Below are 24074 nucleotides of genomic sequence, written 5' to 3' on the forward strand. Positions count from 1 at the left end.
GTGGAGGTCCGGCGGGTGCTCGCCGGAGCCGGCATGGCGCCCGGACCCGCCGGGGTCGAGGCGACGGCGGTGGGCCTGGGCGAGCACTCGGCGCTGATCGACCGTCTGGGCCGCGCCCTGGCGCCCGAGCTGCCCTTGCTGGCCCGTGACGGCGGCTTCATCGCCCCCGGTTTCGCGCTCCACCTGGACGACTTGCTGACGCTCCGCGACGAGAGCCGGCGGCTGATCGCGGCGATGCAGGCGCGCTACGCCGACCTATCCGGCGTCGGCGGGCTGAAGATCCGCCACAACAACGTGCTGGGCTATTACATCGAGGTGACGCCGACCCACGCCGACAAGCTGATGAGCGGCAAGGCGGCGGAGACCTTCATCCACCGCCAGACGTTGGCGAGCGCCGTCCGCTTCTCCACGGTCGAGCTTGGCGAGTTGGAGCGCAAGATCTCCGAGGCGGCCGACAAGGCGCTGGCGGTCGAGCTGACGCTGTTCGACGAGTTGGTCGGCGACGTCACCGCCCGGTCCGCCGGCATCGGCGAGGCGGCCCGGGCGCTGGCGCTGCTGGATGTGGCGACCTCCCTCGCCGAACTGGCGGAGGAGCGGCGCTATTGCAGGCCGGTGGTGGACGACAGCCTGGAGTTCGACATTCGGGGCGGCCGGCATCCGGTGGTGGAGGCGGCGCTGACGGCGTCGGACGGGTCGCGCTTCGTCGCCAACGACTGCGCGCTGCCGCCGGACGACCGGCTGTGGCTGCTGACCGGCCCCAACATGGCCGGCAAGTCGACCTTCCTGCGCCAGAACGCGCTGATCGCGGTGATGGCGCAGATCGGCAGCTACGTTCCGGCGAACCACTGCCGCATCGGCATGGTCGACCGGCTGTTCAGCCGGGTCGGCGCCGCCGACGATCTGGCGCGCGGCCGCTCCACCTTCATGGTCGAGATGGTCGAGACGGCGGCGATCCTCAACCAGGCGGGACCGCGCGCGCTGGTGATCCTGGACGAGATCGGCCGCGGCACCGCGACCTTCGACGGCTTATCGATCGCTTGGGCCTGCGTCGAGCACCTCCACGAGGCGACCCGCTGCCGGGCGCTGTTCGCGACCCATTACCACGAGTTGACGGCCTTGGCCGCCAAGCTCGCCCGGCTGTCCTGCCACACCATGCGGATCAAGGAATGGCAGGGCGAGGTCGTCTTCCTGCACGAGGTCGCGGCGGGCTCGGCCGACCGCAGCTATGGCATCCACGTCGCCAAGCTGGCCGGCCTGCCCGAAGCGGTCATCGCCCGCGCCGAACAGGTGCTGGAGATCCTGGAGAAGGGCGACCACGGCGTCAGCGTCTCGCGCTTGGCCGACGACCTGCCGCTGTTCAGCGTGGCGCTCCGCCGCAAGGAGCCCGAAGCGGCGGCCCCCACCGGCCCCTCGGCGGTCGAACTGGCGCTGCGGGAGATCAACCCCGACGACCTGACGCCAAAAGCGGCACTGGAGGAGCTTTACCGGCTGCGCGGGATGCTTGGGCCGGAACGGTGAGGTTACGGCCCGCTATGCTCCGTCACTGAAACCTACCACCTTTAGTCGTGCGTGAAGTGGCCGTAGGTTGACAGGGGATCGACTTGGAAAAGCGCGGTCGACGCTCAGCTTCCCAGCGTGTAGCCGCCCTCGGGCAGCCATTTGCCGGATTGGCGGCAGGCCTTGCCGACTTGCTGGGAACGGGAGACGCCCTTGGTGGCGACCAAGTGGAATTCCTGGCAGAGCTTGCCGTCGCGGGTATAGCCCTGGCGGATCACCGTGATGGCGCCGTTCTTGCCGGTCGCGGCGTTGGACCAGGGAACCGCCTTGCCGACCATGCCGCGCGACGCGGTCTGGAGGGTCTGGTCGATGATCTGGCGGTCGCTGTCGTCCAAGGTGACGAGGGGAGCGGCCTCCGGCGTCGCGGAGCTGGCCCCCGGACCGGAGGGTTGTTCGGTGGCGCATCCCGCCAGGGCGAGGAACGCGACTCCCAGGGTCGCTCCCAGGATGAACTTGCTCATTTCAATACCTTGCATATGCGCCTGATTCTTGGGGATGGACCGTGGGCCGTCCACCGGCGCGCGATCACGCCAACTCATACCGATCCGGATCGGTCTCGACAAGCGTCACGCTCGCCCCTCGCGATTCATCGGGACGCTCCAGGATGGCGCGGACGGCTGCCGCGTCCAGGGTTTCGTGGCACAGTAAGCCATCCGCCAACTCGTGCAGGCGATCCAGATCGGCGGTCAGCAGGTCCCGCGCGCGGCGGTATGCCGCGTCGATGATGCCGCGGACCTCCTCGGCCACTTGCGGCGACAGGGCTCCCGCCTCGCCATCGCCGGAACGGGCCGCGGTCGCGGCGGCCGGCGCCGCTCCCCGGCCATAGGCGACCATGCCGAACCGGTCGGACATGCCCCAGGTCGTGACCATCTTGGTCGCGATGTCGGTGGCCATCTGGATGTCGCCAGCCGCCCCCGTCGTCACGAAATCCCTGCCGAACACGATCTCCTCGGCGGCCCTGCCGCCCATGGAGACCGCCAGCTCCGCCTCCAGCCTAGCCTTGGACAGGCAGAAGCGGTCCTCCAGCGGCAGACGGACCATCATGCCGAGCGAGCGTCCACGCGGCACGATCGTGACCTTGTGGACCGGATCGGAGTGGACGGAACGCCACGCCACGATCGCGTGACCGGCCTCGTGGAAGGCGGTCAGCCGGCGTTCGTCCTCGGACATGACGGTGGCCTTCTCGCCGCCCATCACGATCTTGTCGCGCGCCTGCTCGAAATCGGCCATCGACACCCGGGCGCGGCGATCGCGCGCCGCCCTCAGCGCCGCCTCGTTGACGACGTTGGCGAGGTCGGCGCCCGACATGCCGGGAGTGCCGCGGGCGACCACCTTGAGGTCGACATCGGCGCCCAGCGCCACGTGGCCGGCGTGGACCGCCAGGATGGCGGCGCGACCCTTGATGTCGGGGTTGCCGACGAAGACATGACGGTCGAAGCGGCCGGGCCGCAGGATCGCGGGATCGAGCACGTCGACCCGGTTGGTCGCGGCGATCACGATCAGGCCGCTGGCCCGGGCGAAGCCGTCCATCTCGGCCAGCAGCTGGTTGAGGGTGTTCTCCGTCTCGATCTGGCCGCCGCTGGGCGACGTGGCGCCCCTGGCGCGGGCGAGCGCGTCGATCTCGTCGATGAACAGGATGCAGGGCGCCCGCTTGCGGGCGTCGCGGAACAGCCTGCGGATGCGGGCGGCGCCGACGCCGACATACATCTCCACGAAGTCGGAGCCGGTGACCGCGAAGAACGGCACTCCCGCCTCGCCCGCCACGGCGCGGGCCAGCAAGGTCTTGCCGGTGCCGGGTGGTCCCACAAGCAGGACGCCTTTGGGGATGCCGGCGCCGATGCCCGCGAACCGATCGGGGGATTTGAGGAAGTCGACCAGTTCGGTCAGTTCGGCCTTGGCCTCGTCGACGCCGGCGACGTCGGCGAACTTGACGTTGGAGACCGCCGTGCCCGCCTTCTTGACCGGCGAGCGCATCATGCTGACCATGAAGACAAGGGCGAAGCCCAGGAAGCCCACCATGTTGAGCTTGAGCAGAATGTCCAGCCACCGGTTGGTGGTGAGCAGCGCGCCACCGTCGGTCGGCTCGACCGTCATGTCGATGCCCTGGGCCGCGACCGCTTGCCGCAGGCTGTCGGTCCACAACACGGTCGTCACGCCACGATCGCCATCGGCTCCGGTGAACTCGATCCGGTTGCCGGAGACATGGAGTGCCGTGATCGTTCCCGAACCGAGACGATCCGTGAACTCGCTCTGCCCGACTTCCGTCCGGTCGAGCCGGTTCCACAGCCCGGCGACACCACCGGAGTTCGAGGCGAGGACATAGAGCACACCGGTGGCCGCGATCGTCACCAGGGTGGCGACGACCATGATCACCCGCGCATGCCGTTTGAGGAACATTTTCATCGGCGACCCGGACAGGATTGAGATAAAAGCCAAGCCCTTGAGTACAGAAACATAGTTAATAAGACGTATGCATGGCACTCTGGCCGACGCTCCGCGGCCGCTCGACATCCGCCTTGACGCCCCGTCCCGCGCGCGGCTACAACCGTCGCAACGTGGTGATTTGGCGACCGGCTTGCAGGCCACGTAAAATAAGCTGCTAAAGAGGTTTGGAGTCGCGCCCGCGTCTCGATCCTTTGTCGGTCGGGTTTTCTTATGCCCGCGTCGGCGGGCGGAGCTGCGACACCATGACCAAGAGCGACACCCCTCCCCGCGCCATCCCTCCCGCCAATCTGCGCCCCCGCACCCGCATGGTGCATGCCGGGACGCAACGGACCGGCTTCGACGAGACCTGCGAAGCGATCTTCATGACGTCCGGCTATGTCTATGGCACGGCGGAGGAGGCCGAGGCGGCCTTCGCGACCGATGGGCTGCGCTACGTCTATTCCCGTTTCCGCAATCCGACCGTCGCGATGTTCGAGGACCGGCTGGCCGCCTACGAGGGAGCCGAGCGCTGTTTCGCGACGGGCAGCGGGATGGCGGCGGTGTTCGCGGCGGTGATGTGCCAGCTGAAGGCCGGCGACCGGATCGTGGCACCCCACGCGCTGTTCGGCTCCTGCCTGCACATCGTCAAGAACCTGGCGCCGCAGTACGGCATCGAGACGACGCTGGTGAACGGGACCAGCGCCGAGGAGTGGCGGGAGGCTCTCAGCCGCCCGGCCAACCTCGTGTTCCTGGAGTCGCCATCCAATCCAATGCTGGAGATCGTCGACCTGAAGCTGGTCTGCGACCTGGCGCACGCGGCCGGCGCCCGCGTCGTGGTCGACAACGTCTTCGCCACACCGGTCTTCCAGCGCCCACTGGAGTTCGGCGCCGACATCGTCGTCTACTCCGCGACCAAGCACATCGACGGCCAGGGCCGCTGCCTGGGTGGCGCCATCCTGTGCGACAACAAGTTCGCCGAGACGCTGGCCCCCTTCCTGCGCCACACCGGCCCGGCGCTGAGCCCGTTCAACGCCTGGCTGCTGCTGAAGGGGCTGGAGACCATGGACCTGCGGGTCGCCGCTCAGACCGAAGCCGCCCAGAGGGTCGCGGAGTTCCTGGAAGGCCATGGCAAGATCGCCAAGGCGCTGTACCCCAATCTGGAGAGCCATCCGCAATACGACTTGGCGCGGCGCCAGATGAGCGGCGGCGGCACCCTGATCGCCTTCGACGTGGCCGATCAGGGGACCGGCGGCAAGGCCGCGGCGTTCAGGCTGATGAACGGATTGAGGATCATCAAGATCTCCAACAACCTGGGCGACAGCAAGAGCCTGATCACCCATCCCGCGACCAGCACGCATCAAAAGTTGAACGACGCCGAGAAGGCGGCGGTCGGCATCAGCCCCGGCAGCCTGCGGCTGTCAGTCGGGCTGGAGGACGCGGCCGACCTGATCGAGGATCTGGAACAGGCCCTCGCTGGCGCCTGAGTTTTCTCGCGGGCTGAAGTGTGGAATAATGGATTTCACACTTCAACTTGCGCGGACAACCCGATCCCTCTATATAGCGCGGCGTGTGGTTCCGGCTTTCGCCCAGGGGGTTTCCATCATGTCGAGCTTGTTGTTCAAGGCGCGCCGCCTCGCGGTCGCCGCCGCCACCGTCATGTCGTTCGCCCTAGGCGCCCAGACGGCCCAGGCCGCCACCGACGTGCGCGTCGGCTTCATCCCCGTCGTGGGCGCCGGGCAGTTGTTCGTGATCGACGGCGAGGGCTGGGCGACCGAGGCCGGCCTAAACCTCAAGCTGACCCAGTTCGAGTCCGGTCCGGCGATGATCAGCGCGCTCGCTTCGGGCACCCTGGACGCCTATTACGGCGGCATCGGCCCGATCATGGTGGCGAGTGCCCGGGGCATCGACGTCAAGGTCTACGCCGCCACCGCGATCGAGGAGATGACCGTGGTCGGCCGCGCCGCTTTCGGCGCGCAGGCGGACGCCGCCACGGCGGCCGGCTTCAAGGCCTTCGCCGACCGCGAGGGCCGTCCGGTCCGGATCGCGACCCAGCCGCCCGGCTCGGTTCCCGACACGGTGCTGCGCTATTGGCTGCAGAACGTCGTCAAGGCCGACCCCAAGACCTACCAGATCACCGCCATGGGGATCGAGGCGACGCAGCAGGCCCTGCTGGCTGGCGCCGTCGACGCCGCCACTGTCCGCGAGCCGACGCTGACCGTCATCCAGCAGCGCGACCCCAACACCAAGCTGCTGGCGCTGGGTGGCCAGATGCAGCCCAACCAGCCCGGTTCGGTGCTGGCGCTGACGGGCGCCTTCGTCAAGGCGCACCCCGAGCAGGCCAAGGCGCTGGTGGCCCTGCACAACCGCGCCACGACGCTGCTGAAGGACGAGCCGAACAAGGCCGCCGCCCATCTCCAGAAGGGCCTGGGCAAGGGCATCACCGATCTCGCCACCTTCGAGAAGGCCGTGGTCTCCCCCGCCAGCAAGTTCGTCGCCGATCCGATGGTGATCAAGGACGCCACCAAGGTGATGCAGGACTTCCAGCTTCAGCAAGGCACGCTGGAGAAGGCCGCCGACCTGAACCTGCTGTTCGACGACAGCTTCTACCGGGCCGCCGTGGCGCCCTGATCCAGTCGGGCTGAAACCTCGCCATGCAACGGTCCCTGCTCGCCTTCGCCGGTCTGGTCGCCTTCCTACTGATCTGGGAGGCGGCCCCGCGTCTGGGGCTCATCTCCCCCCTGTTCCTGCCGCCTCCGAGCACGCTGCCACAGGCCTTCACGCGGGAGATCACCGGCGGCTATTGGCTGGCGGCGGTTCTGGCGAGCTTGAGCCACTATCTGATCGGGCTTGCGCTGGGTACGGGCCTCGGCGTGGCGCTCGGCATCGCCACCGCCCTGTATGACAGGCTGGAAGCGGTGCTGTCCTGGGTGATCCGGCTGTTGCGGCCGGTTCCCGGCCTGGCCTGGGTCCCCTTCGCCATCGTCTGGTTCGGCATCGGCGAGGCGGCCGCGACCTTCATCATCGTGATCGGCGTCTTCTGGATCAACTATTACGCCGCCTATGGCGCCGCCAAGGCGATCGACAAGGACCTGCTGGAGGTGGCCGACGCCTTCGGGCATCGCGGCACCTGGGCCAAGCTGGTCAAGATCGTGCTGCCCGGCTCGACCGCCGGCATCCTGTCGGGTGTCCGCACCGGTTTGGGACAGGCATGGATGGCGGTGGTCGCCGCCGAGCTGTTCGGCGTGCCGGGCCTGGGCCAGCGCATGATCCAGGCGTCCAGCCTGCTGGCGACCGATGTCGTGGTCGTCTACATGATCACCATAGCGGCGTTGTACGGATTGACCGACACCGTGTTCGTCCTGATCCGGGATCGGCTGCTCCGGTGGCAGCGGTGATGGCGCGACCGATCAACAACCCGGTGAGCGACATGCTGGTTGATATCAAGAACCTCGCCATCGCCTATGGCGACGCGCCGCCGGTCCTGGCCGGCTTCACCACCGGGCTGGAGCGCGGCTCGTTCACCGCCGTGGTTGGACCGTCGGGTGTCGGCAAATCGACGCTGCTGCGGGTGCTGTCCGGGCTGACCGCCCCGGCGGCCGGCACGGTGGAGATGCCGGTCAAGGCCGAACGGGGACGCCGCCCGGTGGCGCTGGTATTCCAGGAGGCTCGGCTGCTGCCCTGGCGCCGGGTGCTGGAGAACGTCGCCTTCGGCCTGGAAGGAACGGGGCTGCCGAAGTCGGAGCGCCTGACGCGGGCGCGTGAGACGCTGGCGTTGGTCGGTTTGGCCGAGATGGCGGGGCGCTGGCCGCACCAGCTATCCGGCGGACAGCGGCAGCGGATCAACCTGGCGCGGGCACTGTCGGTGCGTCCCGACCTGCTGCTGCTGGACGAGCCGTTCTCCGCGCTGGACGCGATCACCCGGCAGACCCTGCAGGACGAGCTGCTGCGGTTGTGGCGGGAGACCCGCACGACGATGCTGTTCGTCACCCACGACTTGGACGAGGCGGTCTATCTGGCCGATCGCGTGATCCTGCTGGGCGGTAAGCCGGCCGGCATCGTCCGCGACTTCCCGGTCGACCTGCACCGCCCGCGCGATCGGGACACCCCGCATTTCACCGATACCGTCCGCGGCATCCGGGCGGCCCTGTCGGAATCGGTCAGCGACGGGGCGGGCATCTAGGATAGCGCATGGCTGTTCCGACACGCGGCACTTATTGCAGTGCAGCATTTTGGGTGCGGAACACCGTGAGTTGAGGTACGTTGCTGTCGGCATGGGGTGCCGCCTGCCATTTGGCCCAGGCGCCCGCCCGCAACAATGTGATGTTCATGATGATCGCTTCCCCACGCGCCGTCGCCGCCCACCGCCGCAACATCGACCTTCTGGTCAGCACGGGTCAGGATCTGGCCCGCACGGTCGAAAAGACACGGGAAATGACCATCGCGTCGTTGCAGACGATCGGTTACCGCACCGCGATGATGATGCGTGCGATGGGTGACCCCGCGGCGATGAGCAACCCGGAATTCACGCTGATGAGCCATGAGAAGGTCGAGGCGGCGGTGGAGTCCCAGCAGGCCATGCTGGAGAGCTGCCAAGCCCTGTTCGAGGGCTGGACCGCCTGGTTCGCGCATCAGGCCGGCACCACCACGAAGACCATGACGGAGTTGGCGGCCTGCCGCACGCCGGCGGACGCGCTCCAGGTCCAGCAGCATTTCATGCAATGCACCTGCGTCAACGCCGCCCATGCCATGACCAAGCTGACCCAGGCGACCGTCCGCATGACCAACGCCGGGCTCCTGCCGATCCACAAGGTCGCGGCCGCCAACGCCCAGCGGCTGGCGCGCGAACACGGCTGAGCCCCTATCGGCCGGGGTGCCGGCCCGACACCGCCTTGTCGACGCCGGCGGCGATCACCCGCCAGCAATGCTCGCCCAGCGCCTTGCGGCTGCCGAAGCGTTCGACATCGACCGGTTCGTGGAACTCGACCCGGACCGTTAGGCGCCCCAGCTTGACCATCTGCCAGACATGGCCGACCAGTTCCATGTCGCCATACCACGCGTAGAACGGCCGTAGCGCCCGGCCCAGCGGCATGCCGTCGAGGTCGACCGCCGTGATCGACACAGGTTGGACGGTGATCGGGCGGTCATCCACGCGAAGCGCCGCGACGCTGAACAAGGCCGTCTTGAACGGCAGGGTGCGGTTGCCGTCGGACGACGTGCCTTCCGGAAACAGGATCAGGATATCCCCGTCCTCCAGCCGTCCCCGCATGTCGTCCCGATGGGCGCCCGCGTTGCGCGCCTTGCGGTCGACGAACACGGTTTGCTGGAGCTTCGCCAGCAAGCCGAAGAAGGGCCAGGATCCGACCTCGGTCTTGGCGACGAAGGATCCGGGGATCAGCGACCCCAGGACGATGATGTCCAGGTACGATGAATGGTTGGAGACGACCAGCGTCGGGCGGCCGAGCCGCGGCTCGCCCACGACCTCCACCCCAAGCCCGAGGATGCGGGTGCAGGCGGCGTGGTAGACGCGCGGCAGATGGTGGCGCAAGGGCGACCGGAAGCTCACCAGGAGGGCCTGGACGGGCATCAGGACGAGGGTGAACAAGGCGTAGGCCAGCAGACGCGCGGCGCCCAGGAACGGCGACCCCATGCGATCGCTGGAACCGACCGCCGACAGGGCAGTCAAGAAACCAGCGCCTCCCGGCGGCGCTCGTAATGCTTGGAGTACTTGTCGGTGATGGTGTCCGTCTTGACCACGACGCAGACATCGGTGGTGTTGAACTGCTCGTCGATCACGGCACCGTCGCCGACATAGCCGCCCAGGCGCAGGTATCCCTTGATCAGCGGCGGCAGCAGGCCCAGCGCCGCGCGGCCATCGATCTCGCGCTCGTCCATCAGGTCCATCCTGACATGACGCTCCGGCAGCGCCACCGGCCGCAGGCCCGGCGGCGCCAGATGGTTGTGGTGCAGGTATGACAGCGGCAGGGCGAGCTTCACCGGATCGATGCCCGGCAGGCTGGCGCAACCGAACATCACGCCGATGTCGTATTGATGGACATAGGCCGCGATCCCACGCCACAGCAGCTGCATGGTCGACCGGCCGCGATACGCCGCGTCGACGCAGGAACGCCCCAGTTCGAGCACCTCTCCGGCGTACCCGGCCAGAAGCTCGATGTCATACTCGTCGCTGGAATAAAATCGGCCAACCGAACGGGCGGCGTGGCGGCGGATCAGGCGGTAGGTCCCGATCACTCCGGCGGCGCCGGCGCCACGGTCGTGGTCGATGACCAGGAGATGGTCGCAAACCCGGTCGAACGCGTCGAAGTCGCGGCGCCGGATCGCCATCTCCGGTGTCGGCTTGGCCGACATCTCGGTGTAGAACACGCGGTAACGCAGCGCCTGGGCGGCGTCGACCTCGGCCGAGGATTCCGCCAGTCGGACTTCAAGATTGCCGGAGCGCAGATCACTCTGGACAAGCTGATCGATCATGAGGTCGGCCATGCTCTCGCTTGCGGTTCTCGTGGTTGCACACGCGTGGCCATCCACCGCGGATCCGGCATGCCGCCACCCCTACGCGAGGGTGATCGGCCAAGGAGGCGGGGCGCCACGCCGATGGACGGGTGCCTCCGGGGGATCGGAACCGCGACCTCGTCATCGTCCAACACGCATACCACAAAGCGCAGGGCTCAGGTCAACCGAGTCATTTATTTGTAACTATTATGAGTGGTGAAAAGGTCACGGCATGATGCTTGCCACGTGCTTGGTGGTCCTTGCGCGGACCTTGTCCCAATCGGGCACGGAGACAATATCCCAGGTGCCGGAACTCGGGGGCCGATCCCCGGACCAAACCCAAGGACGCTCCGCCCGGGGTGGCCGCACCCCGGGATCCTGGAGCATCCGGTCAGGATTGGGCGTCAGGCGACGCCGCGCCGCGCGCGGGTGCCAAGCCCGATCTGCTTGGCGAGCCGGCTGCGCTGCTTGGCGTAGTTGGGCGCGACCATCGGATAGTCGGGCGGCAACTGCCAGCGGTCGCGGTATTCCTCCGGCGTCATGTCATAGGCGGTCTTCAGATGCCGCTTCAGCATCTTCAGCTTCTTGCCGTCTTCCAGGCAGATAATATATTCCGGGGTCACCGACTTCTTGATCGGCACCGCGGGTTGCGGCCGCTCGACCACCGGTACAGGTTCGACACCAACATTTGCAAGCGTCCTGTACACCTGCTCTATCAGTTGGGGCAGGTCAGAAACGACCACTGTATTGTTGGAAACATGCGCAGCCACGATCTCTGTCGTCAGAGACAACAGCTCGTTGGATGGGGATCCGGTGTTCATCTATCTTTGCTCCAGGGGACCGACAAAATGTGATATAAGTCTTCTCCGTCAGCAACGCAATAACGATCTACTGAGAGTGAAGAGCACATTTTGAGCGCAGCAATGTCAGCGGATTACTTCTTGGATATCACAGCGGACGTGTGCCCGTTAACCTTTGTGCGAACCAAGTTGCGGGTTGAGCGGATGGCACCGGGAGAAACCCTGGAAGTCCGCTTGAATGATGGGGAACCCTTGGAAAACGTCCCTAGGTCGTTGATCGAACTCGGCCATTCGATCGTCGGACCTGAACCTGAAAATCCCAGTGCTTCCGGGAAAACCTACCGCCTTTGGGTGACCAAGAGTTAACTTTGGTTCGTATTAACCTGGAATAATTCCAACTTCATCACCAATGCCGAAATGAAGCCATCTATTCGGCGATAATAGTTTGGTCTACGACCAATTTCGGCGAATTCATGGTGGCGATACAGGCGCTTGGCCGCCGCGTTATCTTCGGCGACTTCCAGGAACATCGCCTCCGCGCCCGCCGTCCGCGCCATTTCCAAGGCCGCGCGCAACAGCAGCGCGCCAGCGCCGCGACCACGCGTCGCGGGCTCGACGCCCAGCGTGATGATCTCGGCTTCCCCGGCGGCGACGCGGACCATCACGAAACCCACGGGAAGCGACGCCCCGTCCGCCTGGCTGTCTCCTGGGCGGTCCTTCGGATCCGTGGCGGCCAAAAAGACGAACACCCCCATGGTTTCCAGCAAGCGACCAAACGCCGCGGCGCTCCACGGCTCGTCCGGAAAGCAGCGGGAATGGAGGGTTTCGAGGATCTCGAGGTCGGGAAGCCCCGCTGGCCGGACCTTCATCGCGGCTTCGCCGCGGGCAGGGTGACGTCGGGCGGGCGCAGGTAGAACGGCCGCGGCGGGCCGTCGGCGGCGCTGGCGAAGCCGCGCTCCGCCACCAGGGCGGCGACATCGGCGGCGTCGGGCAAGCCGGGTCCGGCGGCGAAGCGGAGGCCGGCGGCGTCCTGGAGGCCCCGTGCCTCGAGAGCCATCCTCAACCTGACGGCGGCGTCCCCGGCGATCAGCGTCGGACAGTCCGGAACCGCGAAGGCGTCCGGCCTGATCGAGCGCGGCTGATCGGCTAGTTTCATGTCGTTATCGAATGATTGTATGAAAATATCCTCTCGCCGGGATTCGACCGCGACGACGACGGCGCGTCCCAGCCGCTCCTCCGGCGGGATGCCATGGCCCACCGCCTCGAAGGTGGTGACGCCGACCAGCGGCAGACCCGACGCCAGCGCCAGGCCGCGCGCGGCCGCCAGCCCGATCCGCAGGCCGGTGAACGCCCCAGGCCCGATCGTGACGCCAAGGCCGTCGAGATCCTGGAAACCGACGCCCGCCTCGGCCATGACCTCCTGGACCATGGGCACCATGATCTCGGACTGCCCCCTGTCCATCGCGGCGAAGCGCCGGGCGACGATCGCGCCATCGCGCCAGAGCGCCACCGAGCAGGCGCCCGTGGCGCTGTCCATGCCAAGGATCCTCATGACCACCAATTCCCATCCGACATGCTAAACAAGATCTTGGGCATCCTTCTTTGTTCGACCAGCCACCCGTCGCGGGGAACCTCATGACGTTGTTAGAGATCGCGCTACCCAATGTCGATATCGACCTCGCCTACGCCACCCCGGCCAATATCACCGGCCGGACGATCTACCGGCGGGCCATCTGCCTGCTGCATCCCGACGCCGCGACCGCCCTCGCCCGCGCCGCCGATCTCGCGGCGGGCCAGGGTTGCCGGCTCAGGGTCTACGATGCGTTCCGCCCGGTGGAGGCGCAGTGGCTGCTGTGGCGCGCCTTCCCGGATCCGGAGTTCATCGCCGACCCACGCCTGGGCTCGACCCACGCGCGCGGCGCCGCCGTCGACCTGACGCTGTGCGGCGGCGACGGCGTCCCGCTGGACATGGGCACCCCCTTCGACGACCTGACCGCGCTGTCGCACCATGGCTCGACGGCGGTATCCGCCGAGGCGCAGGCCAACCGCAGCCGGCTGCTCGGCATCATGGCGGCGGCCGGCTGGGAGCACTACGCGTCCGAATGGTGGCACTACCAGTTGCCGAGGGTCGAGCGCTATCCGCTGCTGTGGGACAGTGGCGCCGGTTCCCGCATGATGTGAGGTCCGCGAAGCCTTGGATTTGTGATACCGCCGGACCACACCCCCGGGCTCTCGGCGCCACCAGCCACCCCTTTCGGCGCTGCGAACTTGTTGGCGGACTCCATTTGTGTCACAGAAGAACGAGGCACGGCATCGGATCGCTTGCCGAAGTTCCGGGCCCAAGTTCCGGGAGGCCGCCCGCGGGAGACGCATGGTCTTGAAGCTGTTCCAATCGGCGATGACGGTCCGTCGGATCGCCTGGGGGCTCGCCGTCTTCCTGATCAGCGTCTTCCTGACCCCGCTGGCCGGCGCGGACGCCCGGGCCGATGTCCCCAACCAGGGCGAGGGCGCCGTCATCTTCGCCTATGGCCGGTTCGGCGAGGACCAGTACACGTCGACCAGCATCGGGCTCGACCAGTTCGAGCAGCATCTGGCGGAGCTGTCCGGTGGCGGCTACGCGGTGCTGCCCTTGACGGTGATCCTCGACGCGTTGCGCGGCGGCTCTCCCCTGCCTGACCGCGCCGTGGCGCTGACCATCGACGACGCCCACCGCTCCGCCTACCAGGAGGCTTTTCCCCGCCTGAGACAGGCGGGATTGCCGTTCACCCTGTTCGTGGCGTCCGATCCGATCGACGCCGGCGCCGAGAGCCACATGACCTGGACGCAGGTCCGCGAGATGGCGCGGGCGGGCGCCACCATCGGCGCGCTGCCCGCCGCCGGACTGTCCATGCCCCAACGCGCTCCGCGGGAGAACGCGGCGGACCTGACGCGGGGGGTGGAGCGGATCGAGGCGGAATTGGGTGTCAGGCCGACCTTGCTGGCCTATCCGTTCGGCAGCCACAGTCTGGCCGCGCGCGATTTGGCGCGGCGCCAAGGGTTCACGGCCGCTGTCACCCAATCGTCCGGAGTGGCGCACGCGCGGTCCGACATGCTGGCGCTACCGCGTTTCTTCATGAACGAGTCGTTCGGCGGCATCGACCGTTTCCGGCTGGCGGCCAGCGCGCTGCCGCTCCAAGTCGCCGACGTGACGCCGGCCGAACCGATGCTGGTCCAGAACCCGCCCAGTGTCGGCTTCACGGTGATGGGCGGGCTGAACGATTTGGACCGGCACGGCCTGGACCGGCTGGCCTGCTTCGTGTCGGGCCAGGGCCGGACCGGGCTGGAGCGGCTGGACGACAACCGCGTCGAACTGCGGATCGCCGAGGAGATGCCACCTGGGCGCACCCGGCTGAACTGCACGCTGCCGGCGGCCGACGGCCGCTGGCGCTGGTTCGGCATGCAGTTCCTGGTGCCGGAGCAGCCAGCCCAGTAAGCCTTGTCAGTAGGCCGCGTTCTGGCGAACCTCGACGACTTCCGGGATATAGTGCCGGAGCATGTTCTCGATGCCGGCCTTCAGGGTCGCGGTCGAACTGGGACAGCCGGCGCACGACCCCTTCATGTTGAGGTAGACGATGCCGTCCTCGAAGCCCTGGAAGGTGATGTCGCCCCCGTCCTGGGCCACCGCTGGCCGCACCCGGGTGTCGAGCAGCTCCTTGATCTGGGCGACGATCTCGTCGTCGTCCTCGTGCGCCGCATTGTCGTCGGCCGCGGCCTCGTTGATCACGGGACGCCCGGCCGTGAAATGCTCCATGATGACGCCCAGGATCGAGGGCTTCAGCAGGTACCAGTCGCGGTCGCCGCCCTTGGTGATCGTGACGAAGTCGGCGCCGAGGAAGACGCCGCTTACCCCGTCGATCTCGAAGAGCCGTTGCGCCAATGGCGAACGGACAGCATCCTCGGGTGTCGGAAAGTCGGCGGTGCCCCGCCCCAGGACATCGCGTCCCGGCAGGAATTTCAGGGTCGCCGGGTTCGGCGTCTGCTCTGTCTGAATGAACATGTATGTCTCCTTCCCACCAACATCACTGGCGAGCTCTTCCGAAAGTGGGCAGGATCATGCCCGAGATCAAGCGGATCACGCGCCGGCGAAAGGATGGCATCGCGTCGCCATGACCACAGAACCCTCTTGTGAGGCGACCCTGAGCCGGATCGAGCTGATCGATTGGCTGATGGAGGACGGCCGAAGCGCCGCCGGGATTTCGGCCCTGATGGATGCCTTCTGCGACAGGCTGATCCAGGGCGGGGTGCCGCTGTACCGCGCCGCGTGGCAGGTCCGCATGCTCCACCCGCAGATCCGCGGCATCTCGTTCAATTGGCGGCGGGGCCGCGATCAGGTCGAGGAAATCGAGCGCGAGCACGGCACGGAGCTTCGGCCGGAATACCTGAACAGCCCGATCGGCGCGATCATCGAGGGCGGCGCCGACGCCATGCGCTACCGGATCGAGCAGCTGGAGCCGCCCTATCCCTACGCCATCCTGGAGGACATCAAGGCGCAGGGCGGCACCGACTATGTCGCCATGCCGATGCGGTTCTCGACCGGCAGGCTGAACGTCGCGACCTGGGCGTCCAACAAGCCGGGCGGCTTCAGCGCCGACCAACTGACGCTGATCTACGACGTGATGCCGGCGCTGTCGACGGTGCTCGAGACCATGGCGCTGCGCCGGCTGGCGGTCAACGTGCTGGACACCTATGTCGGGCGCGAGGCGGGATCGCGCATCCTGTCCGGCGACATCCGGCGCGGCACCGGCGAGACCCTGCGCGCCGTGCTGTGGTACTGCGACCTGCGCGGCTTCACCAGCTTGGCCGACCGTTTGCCCCTGGCCGACCTGATCGGCTTGCTGAACGGCTATTTCGAGATCATGGCCGGCGTCGTCCAGGCGCGCGGCGGCGAGATCCTGAAATTCATCGGCGACGCCATGCTGGCGATCTTCCCGCTGCCCGACGGCGTCGAACCAGACGCCAAGGTCCATGACGCGCTGGACGCGGCGCTGGAGGCGGTCGGCCAGATGGAGACCCGCAACCGCGAACTCCAGGCCTGGGGCCTGCCAACCCTGAAGGCGGGCATCGCGATGCATGTCGGCGATGTCATGTACGGCAATATCGGGGCGCCCGACCGGCTGGACTTCACCGTCATCGGGCCGGCGGTCAATCTGGTCAGCCGGATCGAGGGCCTATGTGCCGAGCTGGGCCGCCCCATTCTGACGTCCGAGGCCTTCGCCGCCGTCTGCCCGCCCCGCCTGACCTCGCTGGGCCACCATCCGGTCAAGGGCCTGCGCGAACAGATCCAGGTGTTCGGGCCGACGGCCATGGCCCTGTCCGAGGCCGCCAACCTGGAGACCGCGGGTTCGGGGGCTCCCGGCTGACCCGAACCAAACGAACGACCGGGCTCAGGTGATCAGGTCGAGCTGTTCGCGCCTCAGGCTGCCGGGCACCAGGGTCAGGGGGATGCGCAGCTTGGCCACCCCCTTGCCGGCCAGATGGCTGACCAGCGGGCCGGGACCCTCGGGGCCGGTGCCGGCGGCGAGCACCAGGATGGAGATCGACGGCTCCTCGTTGATCAGGGCCAGCAGCTCGTCGCGGCGCTCGCCCTCGCGGACATAGAGGATCGGCAGGGTGCCGGTGATCTCGTTGACCTGCTTGGCGTGGCGCTGGAGCACCTGCTCGGCCTCGGTCCGGCGCTCCTCGCGCATGATGTCCTCGACCGCGATCCAGTGCTGGAAGTCGCTGGGCTCCATCACGTAGAGCAGCGCCACCCGGCCGCCGGTGTTGCGCGCCCGGAGACACGCGTAGGTCAGCGCGATGTTCAGCTCCTCGCTGTCGTCGACCACCACCAGGAAGATGCGCTGATAGGGTGCCGGAACCGCGGAATCGCTCATGTCACACCTTTCGGAAGATCGCGCCGGCCAGCCAGCCGGCCGCCACCGCGAAGATTATCGCCGAAATGCCGTAGAAAGTGGACTGTCTCACCGCGAACTCGAAGATCTCCGCGCTGAAACCGACCTTGCTGACCGCCAGCGGCGTCGTCTGCGCGCTGACCACGTCGCCGTCCCGGATCAGGTAGGCGGTGACGGTATAGGCTCCGGTCGGAACGTTGGCCGGAAAATAGACATTGGTGCGGAACAGCCGTTCGCCCAGGAACGCCACCTGCCCATGGGTCGTGTTGTAGAGGCCAAGCTCCTGCTTGTTGCGGATCAGGGCCTCGCGGAACTCGCGCACCGTGTCCGGCGCGGCGCGGCCCGGCGCCGCGGGCGGCAGGCGCAGGTGGGACAGGCCGATCTCGTGCCGCGCCAGAACGGCGTCGCCGACGATCTGGTCCAGCGGGCGGTTGGTCGCCACGCTGTAGAAGCTGGGCGCCTGCTGGAATTCCAGGCTGGCGGCGTTGATCCAAATGCCGGCGATCCGCGACTTGCGCCGGACCATGACCTCACTCGGAGGCCCCTGGACGACGACCGCCACATCACCCGGCCCATCGGTGGCGCCGAACAGCACGACTTCGGTCCCGACGAAGCCGGTGTTGATCGCGATCAGGTGGTTCGACAGGTCGGCGACCAGCGACTGCGCCCAGGCGCTCCGCGCGAAGGCCGTCCCGGCCAGGACGGCGATCAGCAGGCACCCCGCGGCGAGCAGGGCGGCGGCGCGACGCGGCGGTCTGCCCGCGAGACCCCTCACCGGTCCACCGGGACCGTGATGGAGTAGAGATTGACCGGCGGCATCACGAGATCGACGGCGAGCCGCAGCGCCACCCCGACCACCAGCAGCGCCAGCAGGGCCCGCGCCTGCTCACCCCGCAGATAGCCGCTGGCCTTGGTGCCGAACTGGGCGCCGATCACGCCGCCGACCAGCAGCAGCAGCGCCAGCATGACGTCGACCGTGTGGTTGGCCGCCGCCTGGAGGAAGGTGGCGATGGCTGTGGTGAAGATGATCTGGAACAGCGAGGTGCCGGCGACCAGCGCGGTCGGCATGCCGAGCAGGTAGATCATCGCCGGCACCAGCAGGAAGCCGCCGCCGATTCCCATGATCGCGACCATCAAGCCGCCGACGAAGCCGATGCCGCCTGGCAGCAGCGCGCTGATGTAAAGGCGCGAGCGATGGAACCGCATCTTGAACGGCAGCCCATGCAACCAGGTGTGCTTGTGCAGCTTGCGGCGGACGCCGGCCTTGCGGCCCCGGATCAGCGCGCCGACGCTCTCGATCAGCATCAACCCGCCGATGCCGCCCAGGAACAGCACATAGGAGAGGGCGATCACCAGATCGATTTGCCCCAGCCTTTGCAGGATGCCGAAGATGAAGACGCCCAGCGCGGTGCCGGCGGCGCCGCCCACCAGCATGACGAGGCCTAGCTTGACGTCCACGTTCTTCCGCCGCCAATGGGCGAGCACCCCGGAGACGCTGGCCGCGACCAGCTGGTTGGCCTGGGTTCCGACCGCGATGGCCGGGGGCACGCCGATGAAGATCAGCAGCGGTGTCATCAGGAAACCACCGCCGACACCGAACATGCCGGACAGGAATCCAACGACGCCGCCCATGATCAGGACGAGCAGCCCGTTGACTGACATTTCCGCGATGGGAAGGTAGACTTGCATGGTCTGCGCGGGCGGGGGGAGGAGCCGGGAGCGGGCGCGTACCTTAACCTTCCCCAACCAGCCATCAAAGAGGTTTCGGGCCGTGGGAGGCTTTCGGACATGCGGGATACAGTCTCGTGACGCGGTGGGCCGCGGCCGCCGCCTTGATGGCCGTCTTGGCGGCCGAGAGCCCGACCGCGCGGGCGGCGGACTGGCCGCCACCGGTCCCGATCGGGCTCGACGCCTACCGGCAATGGGAACGCTGGCCCCGGCAGCGGATCGGCGTCCGGGCTCACATGCGCTCGACCTATGACCGGGAGGGCGGCAACCGCACCGCCGACGCCTCGCATTTCCTCTACGGCGAGCGGCCGGACTTCAACGTGGCGCTTGATGTGCTGGGCCGGGGTGTCCTGTATTTCGTCCGCACCAACCATTGGCACGGCAGCCCGTGGCACTACGAGATCGACGGAGTGGATCACGTCGTCCGCGAGTCCAGCACCGCCGATCCGGAGCATCCCGTCGCCGGCTCCACCTTCGAACCGGCGGAGGTCTTTCCGCCGCCGCTGGCCTGGACCTGGTCGACCACCATGGGCGCCGACCTCAACTGGGTGCCGATGCCGTTCGAGCGCTCGCTGCGGCTGGCCTATGGGCGGACCCATTACGGCACCGGCTACTACATTTTCCACCAGTTCGCGGAAGACACACCCCTGACGTCGAAGCTCCGGTCCTTCGACTTCGGCGTGGCTCCCGACCCGGCGGTGCTGGACTTGATCGGGCGGTCGGGCACCGATATCGCGCCGGTCGGCATCGCGACCGCCGCCGCCAATCCAACGCTCGAGGCTGGAAAGCCGCTGACGCTGTTCCGGCTCGACGGGCCGGCGACCGTGCGGGCGCTCAAGCTGACGGTGCCGCGCGACCGCGCGAGGGAGCTTTCCGGCGCCCGGCTGAGGGTGACCTGGGACGGCAGGAGCGAGCCTTCGGTCGACGCGCCGCTGGCGCTGTTCTTCGGGGCGGGACTGCTCCATAACCGGACCGGTGCGGAGTATCTGGTCAAGGCGTTCCCGGTCGGCATCCGCTACGCGGGCGATCTGGTCCATCTTGACTGCTACTTCCCGATGCCGTTCTTCCGCGGCGCCACGGTCGAGCTGGTGCCCCCCGATGGCTTGGACAGTCCCGTGACGGTACGGGCGGAGATCCGGCACGAGCCGTTCCGGGACAAGCCATCGAGTGTCGGGTATTTCCACGCCACATACCGCGACCACGGCGGCGGCCAGCCGGGCAAGGACCACGTCCTGCTCGACACGCGCGGGATCGAGGGCTCGGCCGTTTGGTCCGGCTCCTTCGTCGGCACCTCGTTCACCTTCACCGACCGGGGCGAGTTGGGCACGCTGGAGGGCGACCCCAGGTTCTTCCTCGACGATGCCAAGTCGCCGCAAGCCCACGGGACGGGCACCGAGGAATGGGGCGGTGGGGGGGATTATTGGGGCGGGCGCACCATGACCCTGCCCTTCGCCGGCCATCCGATCGGCGCGCCAACCCCGGCGGAGGCGCGGGAGCCGGACGATCTGGTCCACTCCGCCTACCGGTTCCTGCTGGCCGACCTGTTCCCGTTCGGCCGCAACGCCCGCATCCAGCTCGAGCATGGCGGGACCAACGACTTGGCCGAGCGCTACCGCACGGTGACCTATTGGTACGGCCTACCGGCGGCGTCGCTGGTCAGGACCGACGTGCTGGAAATCGGCGACGAGCGGTCGGAGCGGGCGCATGGCTACGTCTCGCCCGACGCCACGGCGCCCCAAGCCGTGACCTCGCGCCGCGAGGGACTGACCGACGACGCGCCGGAGACGCGGATGGCCCGCCAAACGCGCGGGACCTCGGAGTTCACGCTGGAGGTCGATCCCAGAAACCATGGCGTGATGCTGCGCCGGACACTGGACCGCGCCCCGCCCAACCAGCGCGCCGCCGTCTCGGTCGCGGACGGCGACGCGGCGGAGCCGGTGTGGGAACCGGCCGGCACCTGGTACCTCGCGGGGTCCAACACGGCCTACCACAGCTTTCCACCGGGCGAGCTCGACCCGCCGGCGCCGGTCATCGTGACCGCCGACCGGCGTCTGGCCGAGGACGAGTTCATCCTGCCGTCCCGCCTGACCCGGGGACGCTCGAAGATCCGGGTCCGCGTCGCGTTCGAGCCGATCGACCGATCCCTGCTTCCGGGACTGGCCACGGCGCCATCGGCTTGGTCGGAGATCGCCTATGAGGCCCATGGCTGGGTCGAACCCGGTTTCGACGCGTCCCGCTGAAAGAGGCAAGGCGACGGCGCCTGGCCGGTCTCTTCGGCGCCCTTTCCCGGAGGCGTCAAAACGGCTAGACCCGCCCCGTCCCGAGTCCCGCGCACTGAATCCCAATCCGTGAGTTTTCCCCCGTGAGCTTCGCGAGAGCCATCGCCACCGTCGGCGGATTGACGATGCTCAGCCGGGTCGCGGGGTTCGCCCGCGATATCCTGACCGCCGCCATCCTGGGGGCGGGGCCGGTCGCCGACGCCTTCTTCGTGGCGCTGAAGCTGCCCAACTTCTTCCGCCGCCTATTCGCGGAGGGCGCCTTCTCCGTCTCGTTCGTGCCGATGTTCTCGGCTGAACTGGAGCGGAATGGCCGGGCCGCCGCCGTGGCTTTCGCGGAGGAGGCGCTGGCGATCATGCTGACGGTGCTGCTGCCCTTCGTGATCGTCATGGTCGCGGCGATGCCGTGGCTGATGCATGGGCTGGCGCCCGGCTTCGGCGACGATCCGGCCAAGTTCGCGCTGGCGGTCGATTACGCCCGCATGACCTTCCCCTATCTGCTCCTGGTCTCGCTGGTGGCCCTGTTGGGCGGGGTGCTGAACTCGCTGGAGCGCTTCGGGCCCTTCGCGGCGGCGCCGATCGCCTTCAACCTGACCCTGATAGCGGCGCTGTTGCTGTCGCGCGGATCGGGGCTGTCGGCCGGATACTCCATGTCGCAGGCGGTGACCCTCGCCGGCGTCGTCCAACTGCTGTGGCTGGCGGCGGCCTGCAAGGCGGCGGGAGTGACCCTGCGGCTGCCGAGGCCGCGCCTGACGCTCCGGGTCAAGCGGCTGTTCGTACTGATGACGCCGGGCGCCATCGGCACCGGCGTCATGCAGATTAACCTGTTCGTCGACATCGTGCTGGCGTCTCTGCTGCCGTCGGGCGCCGTGTCCTTCCTCTACTACGCCGACCGATTGAACCAGCTGCCGCTGGGCGTGATCGGGATCGCGATCGGGACCGCGCTGCTGCCGGTATTGTCGCGCCATGTCGCCGCCCGCGACGACGACGCCGTGCGGCATTTCATGAGCCGCGCGTTGGAGTTCTCGCTGGCGCTGGGCCTGCCGGCGGCCGTCGCCCTGGTGGTGGTGGCGCGGCCGATCATCCACGTGCTGTTCGAACGCGGCGCGTTCGGCCCGACCGAGACCACCGCCACCGCCTGGGCCTTGGCCGCCTACGCCATCGGCATCCCTGCCTATGTCATCGTCAAGGTGTTGAACGCCGCCTTCTTCGCCCGCCACGACACTTCGGCACCCGTCAGGGTCGCCATCGTGGTCGCCTTCGCCAACGCGGGCCTCGGGTTGGCGCTGATCGGACCGATGGGCCACATCGGCATCGCCCTTGCGACCGGCGTCACCGCTTGGCTGAACGCCGCGATGCTGGGCTGGAAACTGCACCGGCGCGGTCATTTCGATATCGACGAACGGTTGCGCAATCGGGCGCCGCGCCTCGTCGCCGCCGGGCTGATCATGGGCGCCGCCTTGGCCGCCGCCGCCTGGGCGCTGGAGCCGTGGCTGGCGGGAGGAGGCTCCGTCAGGGCCTTGGCGCTGGCGGCGCTGGTCGGCATCGGCTCCGTCGTGTACTTCGCCGCGGCGCAAGCGCTTGGCGGCATGCGGATCGAGGACATCGGCGGGCTGCTGAAGCGCGCTCCGGCGTAGACCGAAAGCCGCATTCACACCTGGCTCAGGCTTCGATCGGTCGCGTCACCCCTCCCTCGGATCCTGGGCTTTCGCGTACCGCGGGCCCTCCAATGTTCGAATCCAGACTGCCCGATCATGCCACCTCATATTTCAATCCAGAGCGCTTGACAGACCCGGTTCCGCCCACCATTATCCGGCCCACTCCACCGCCAACACGGGCGGCGCGGGGTTGAAGTGTGGGGCCGTAGCTCAGCTGGGAGAGCGACGCGTTCGCAATGCGTAGGTCGGGAGTTCGATCCTCCTCGGCTCCACCAACTTCCCCCAGACACAATCCCCAAACTATCTTCGAACGAACCGTCCATCACTCCTGGCCGCTATCGGCCACCTCGATCGATGGGTCCGACACGACGACGCGAAAGAGGTTTCCGTCATTGCTCTTGCTGTCGCCAGCGGAGCCGCGCGTCGCCTGAAACCGGATCAGGCGCTTGTGGACGGGCTGGCCCCGCCACTGGTCGTAGACCCATATCCCCTCGGCGGTCTGGGAAAGGTAAATCGCGGCGTGGTTACCGGGACGCGACGTGTAGGTGCCATCCGCCTCGAAGGTCGCGATCACGGTTCCGGGCGGGATCGAATGGTTGCCCCGGACCTGGGCGCCCGCCCGCCAGTCGGCCGTGAGGGGGGCCGAGGTCACGGTCTGGATGAACCTGACGCATTGGCCATTGGCGACCACCCGCCCCACCAGTTTCTCGGGGTACACGGCCCGGAAGGTCTGACTGGCCATGGCCTGCGTGGCGAGGCAACAGGACAAGGCGCAGACCATCAGGGCGGCGCGGGTGATGCTCGAAGCCGGCATGGGCGGTTCTCCGTTCCCGTGTCGGACCGCTTGACCAGAGGCATCGTGGATCAAGCGGCACCAAAACGACAATCAAGTTTGAATTTTTGAGAGCCAAGACTCTGTGTTCGGCTCAATCCTGACAGGCGAAAACGCGATCAGCCTGTATTAGTAATGAGACTTCCATATCCCTCCCATTTGGATTTCCCGATAAAGGGGTAATTTGACTGGCGGGTTTACCTTTTGATCGTCGTGGTACTTTCACGGCTTGAGACCAGCACTCAAACTTTGGGCAAACAAATCTGGCTCGATCCTGTTCCAGCGAAGCATCGCGCGACGGGAGATGCGGATTTCAGGATGGCGCCCCCATCTGATATCTCTTGGTCCAGCCAAGTGAGTCG

24 protein-coding genes, 1 tRNA gene and 1 riboswitch are annotated in these 24074 nt (G+C 67.6%); of the genes, 13 read left to right on the plus strand and 12 right to left on the minus strand.

Features of this window, described 5'->3' with window-relative positions; translation table 11 throughout:
- Positions 1-1518 (plus strand): DNA mismatch repair protein MutS (mutS, locus tag N825_RS10980; protein ID WP_037451155.1); only part of this gene is annotated, 1518 nt, incomplete at its 5' end.
- Between the two features lie 104 nt (positions 1519-1622).
- On the opposite strand, the gene N825_RS10985 is transcribed toward mutS, so the two are convergent.
- Positions 1623-2018 (minus strand): RT0821/Lpp0805 family surface protein, encoded by a 396-nt coding sequence (locus N825_RS10985; RefSeq protein ID WP_037451158.1) that lies wholly within the window; start codon positions 2016-2018, stop codon positions 1623-1625.
- Positions 2019-2082: 64 nt separating this feature from the next.
- Complete coding sequence (gene ftsH / locus N825_RS10990; protein WP_245613078.1) at positions 2083-3960, minus strand: ATP-dependent zinc metalloprotease FtsH; 1878 nt, start codon at positions 3958-3960, stop codon at positions 2083-2085.
- A gap of 142 nt (positions 3961-4102) precedes the next feature.
- Positions 4103-4181: riboswitch (SAM riboswitch) on the plus strand.
- 63 nt (positions 4182-4244) lie between these two features.
- Between ftsH and metZ the strand changes: the two genes are divergently transcribed.
- The 5 genes from metZ (at position 4245) to N825_RS11015 (ending at position 8835) form a co-directional block, all read left to right on the plus strand.
- Positions 4245-5465, plus strand: coding sequence for an O-succinylhomoserine sulfhydrylase (gene metZ, locus N825_RS10995; protein WP_051512014.1), 1221 nt, complete (start codon positions 4245-4247; stop codon positions 5463-5465).
- A gap of 118 nt (positions 5466-5583) precedes the next feature.
- Entirely contained in the window at positions 5584-6609 is a 1026-nt protein-coding gene (locus tag N825_RS11000; RefSeq protein WP_037451161.1) for an ABC transporter substrate-binding protein, read from the plus strand.
- Between the two features lie 23 nt (positions 6610-6632).
- A complete protein-coding gene (locus N825_RS11005; RefSeq protein ID WP_037451164.1) occupies positions 6633-7376 on the plus strand; it encodes an ABC transporter permease in 744 nt (247 codons plus the stop codon).
- Positions 7376-8161, plus strand: coding sequence for an ABC transporter ATP-binding protein (locus N825_RS11010; protein ID WP_037451166.1), 786 nt, complete (start codon positions 7376-7378; stop codon positions 8159-8161). The genes N825_RS11005 and N825_RS11010 overlap by 1 nt, the downstream gene beginning before the upstream one ends.
- A gap of 146 nt (positions 8162-8307) precedes the next feature.
- The gene (locus N825_RS11015) at positions 8308-8835 is read left to right on the plus strand and encodes a phasin family protein (RefSeq protein ID WP_198038276.1); all 528 of its coding nucleotides are present in this window, start codon (positions 8308-8310) and stop codon (positions 8833-8835) included.
- 4 nt (positions 8836-8839) lie between these two features.
- Here N825_RS11015 and N825_RS11020 read toward each other — a convergent pair whose 3' ends face one another.
- From N825_RS11020 to N825_RS11030, 3 genes are all read right to left on the minus strand, one after another.
- The gene (locus N825_RS11020; RefSeq protein WP_245613079.1) at positions 8840-9664 is read right to left on the minus strand and encodes a lysophospholipid acyltransferase family protein; all 825 of its coding nucleotides are present in this window, start codon (positions 9662-9664) and stop codon (positions 8840-8842) included.
- Positions 9661-10479: a GNAT family N-acetyltransferase gene (locus N825_RS11025; protein ID WP_084164640.1), complete on the minus strand. Its 819-nt coding sequence runs from the start codon at positions 10477-10479 to the stop codon at positions 9661-9663. The genes N825_RS11020 and N825_RS11025 overlap by 4 nt, the downstream gene beginning before the upstream one ends.
- A gap of 413 nt (positions 10480-10892) precedes the next feature.
- Entirely contained in the window at positions 10893-11309 is a 417-nt protein-coding gene (locus tag N825_RS11030; protein ID WP_037451172.1) for a Ros/MucR family transcriptional regulator, read from the minus strand.
- 102 nt (positions 11310-11411) lie between these two features.
- On the opposite strand from N825_RS11030, the gene N825_RS37845 reads away from it, so the two are divergent.
- Positions 11412-11654, plus strand: coding sequence for a sulfurtransferase TusA family protein (locus tag N825_RS37845; RefSeq protein ID WP_084164641.1), 243 nt, complete (start codon positions 11412-11414; stop codon positions 11652-11654).
- Here N825_RS37845 and N825_RS11035 read toward each other — a convergent pair.
- Positions 11651-12157 carry a GNAT family N-acetyltransferase gene (locus tag N825_RS11035; RefSeq protein ID WP_051512018.1) on the minus strand — a complete coding sequence of 169 codons (507 nt, stop codon included), beginning with the start codon at positions 12155-12157 and terminating at the stop codon, positions 11651-11653. The genes N825_RS37845 and N825_RS11035 overlap by 4 nt on opposite strands.
- Positions 12154-12825, minus strand: a complete 672-nt coding sequence (gene tsaB / locus N825_RS11040; RefSeq protein ID WP_245613080.1) for a tRNA (adenosine(37)-N6)-threonylcarbamoyltransferase complex dimerization subunit type 1 TsaB — start codon at positions 12823-12825, stop codon at positions 12154-12156. Before tsaB ends, N825_RS11035 begins: the two co-directional genes overlap by 4 nt.
- A 98-nt stretch (positions 12826-12923) precedes the next feature.
- On the opposite strand from tsaB, the gene ddpX reads away from it, so the two are divergent.
- Both ddpX and N825_RS11050 read left to right on the plus strand, forming a co-directional pair.
- Positions 12924-13469: a D-alanyl-D-alanine dipeptidase gene (ddpX, locus tag N825_RS11045; protein ID WP_037451174.1), complete on the plus strand. Its 546-nt coding sequence runs from the start codon at positions 12924-12926 to the stop codon at positions 13467-13469.
- 190 nt (positions 13470-13659) lie between these two features.
- Positions 13660-14760 (plus strand): polysaccharide deacetylase family protein, encoded by a 1101-nt coding sequence (locus N825_RS11050; RefSeq protein WP_245613081.1) that lies wholly within the window; start codon positions 13660-13662, stop codon positions 14758-14760.
- Positions 14761-14766: 6 nt separating this feature from the next.
- Here N825_RS11050 and N825_RS11055 read toward each other — a convergent pair whose 3' ends face one another.
- Positions 14767-15324, minus strand: a complete 558-nt coding sequence (locus N825_RS11055; protein WP_037451176.1) for a NifU family protein — start codon at positions 15322-15324, stop codon at positions 14767-14769.
- 109 nt (positions 15325-15433) lie between these two features.
- Between N825_RS11055 and N825_RS11060 the strand changes: the two genes are divergently transcribed.
- The gene (locus tag N825_RS11060) at positions 15434-16687 is read left to right on the plus strand and encodes an adenylate/guanylate cyclase domain-containing protein (protein WP_063833738.1); all 1254 of its coding nucleotides are present in this window, start codon (positions 15434-15436) and stop codon (positions 16685-16687) included.
- 24 nt (positions 16688-16711) lie between these two features.
- Here the strand turns inward: N825_RS11060 and N825_RS11065 are convergent, their stop codons facing one another.
- Genes N825_RS11065 through N825_RS11075 form a run of 3 tightly spaced genes read right to left on the minus strand, consistent with a single transcriptional unit; the run spans position 16712 to position 18907 of the window.
- Positions 16712-17200 (minus strand): universal stress protein, encoded by a 489-nt coding sequence (locus N825_RS11065; RefSeq protein ID WP_037451178.1) that lies wholly within the window; start codon positions 17198-17200, stop codon positions 16712-16714.
- Between the two features lies 1 nt (position 17201).
- Positions 17202-17993 (minus strand): TIGR02186 family protein, encoded by a 792-nt coding sequence (locus N825_RS11070; RefSeq protein WP_157619116.1) that lies wholly within the window; start codon positions 17991-17993, stop codon positions 17202-17204.
- Positions 17990-18907, minus strand: a complete 918-nt coding sequence (locus N825_RS11075) for a sulfite exporter TauE/SafE family protein (RefSeq protein ID WP_037451180.1) — start codon at positions 18905-18907, stop codon at positions 17990-17992. The genes N825_RS11070 and N825_RS11075 overlap by 4 nt, the downstream gene beginning before the upstream one ends.
- A 116-nt stretch (positions 18908-19023) precedes the next feature.
- On the opposite strand from N825_RS11075, the gene N825_RS11080 reads away from it, so the two are divergent.
- The 3 genes from N825_RS11080 to N825_RS11090 all read left to right on the plus strand — a co-directional run bounded on the left by N825_RS11080 (position 19024) and on the right by N825_RS11090 (position 23155).
- Positions 19024-21186 (plus strand): DUF2961 domain-containing protein, encoded by a 2163-nt coding sequence (locus tag N825_RS11080; RefSeq protein ID WP_037451182.1) that lies wholly within the window; start codon positions 19024-19026, stop codon positions 21184-21186.
- 122 nt (positions 21187-21308) lie between these two features.
- Positions 21309-22859 (plus strand): murein biosynthesis integral membrane protein MurJ, encoded by a 1551-nt coding sequence (murJ, locus tag N825_RS11085; protein ID WP_037451185.1) that lies wholly within the window; start codon positions 21309-21311, stop codon positions 22857-22859.
- Positions 22860-23079: 220 nt separating this feature from the next.
- Positions 23080-23155 (plus strand) — tRNA-Ala (locus N825_RS11090).
- 47 nt (positions 23156-23202) lie between these two features.
- Here N825_RS11090 and N825_RS11095 read toward each other — a convergent pair.
- Entirely contained in the window at positions 23203-23694 is a 492-nt protein-coding gene (locus N825_RS11095; protein WP_051512020.1) for a BPSL0067 family protein, read from the minus strand.
- Between the last annotated feature and the right edge of the window lie 380 nt (positions 23695-24074).

This window comes from Skermanella stibiiresistens SB22, from assembly GCF_000576635.1.
GTDB classification, from domain to species: domain Bacteria; phylum Pseudomonadota; class Alphaproteobacteria; order Azospirillales; family Azospirillaceae; genus Skermanella; species Skermanella stibiiresistens.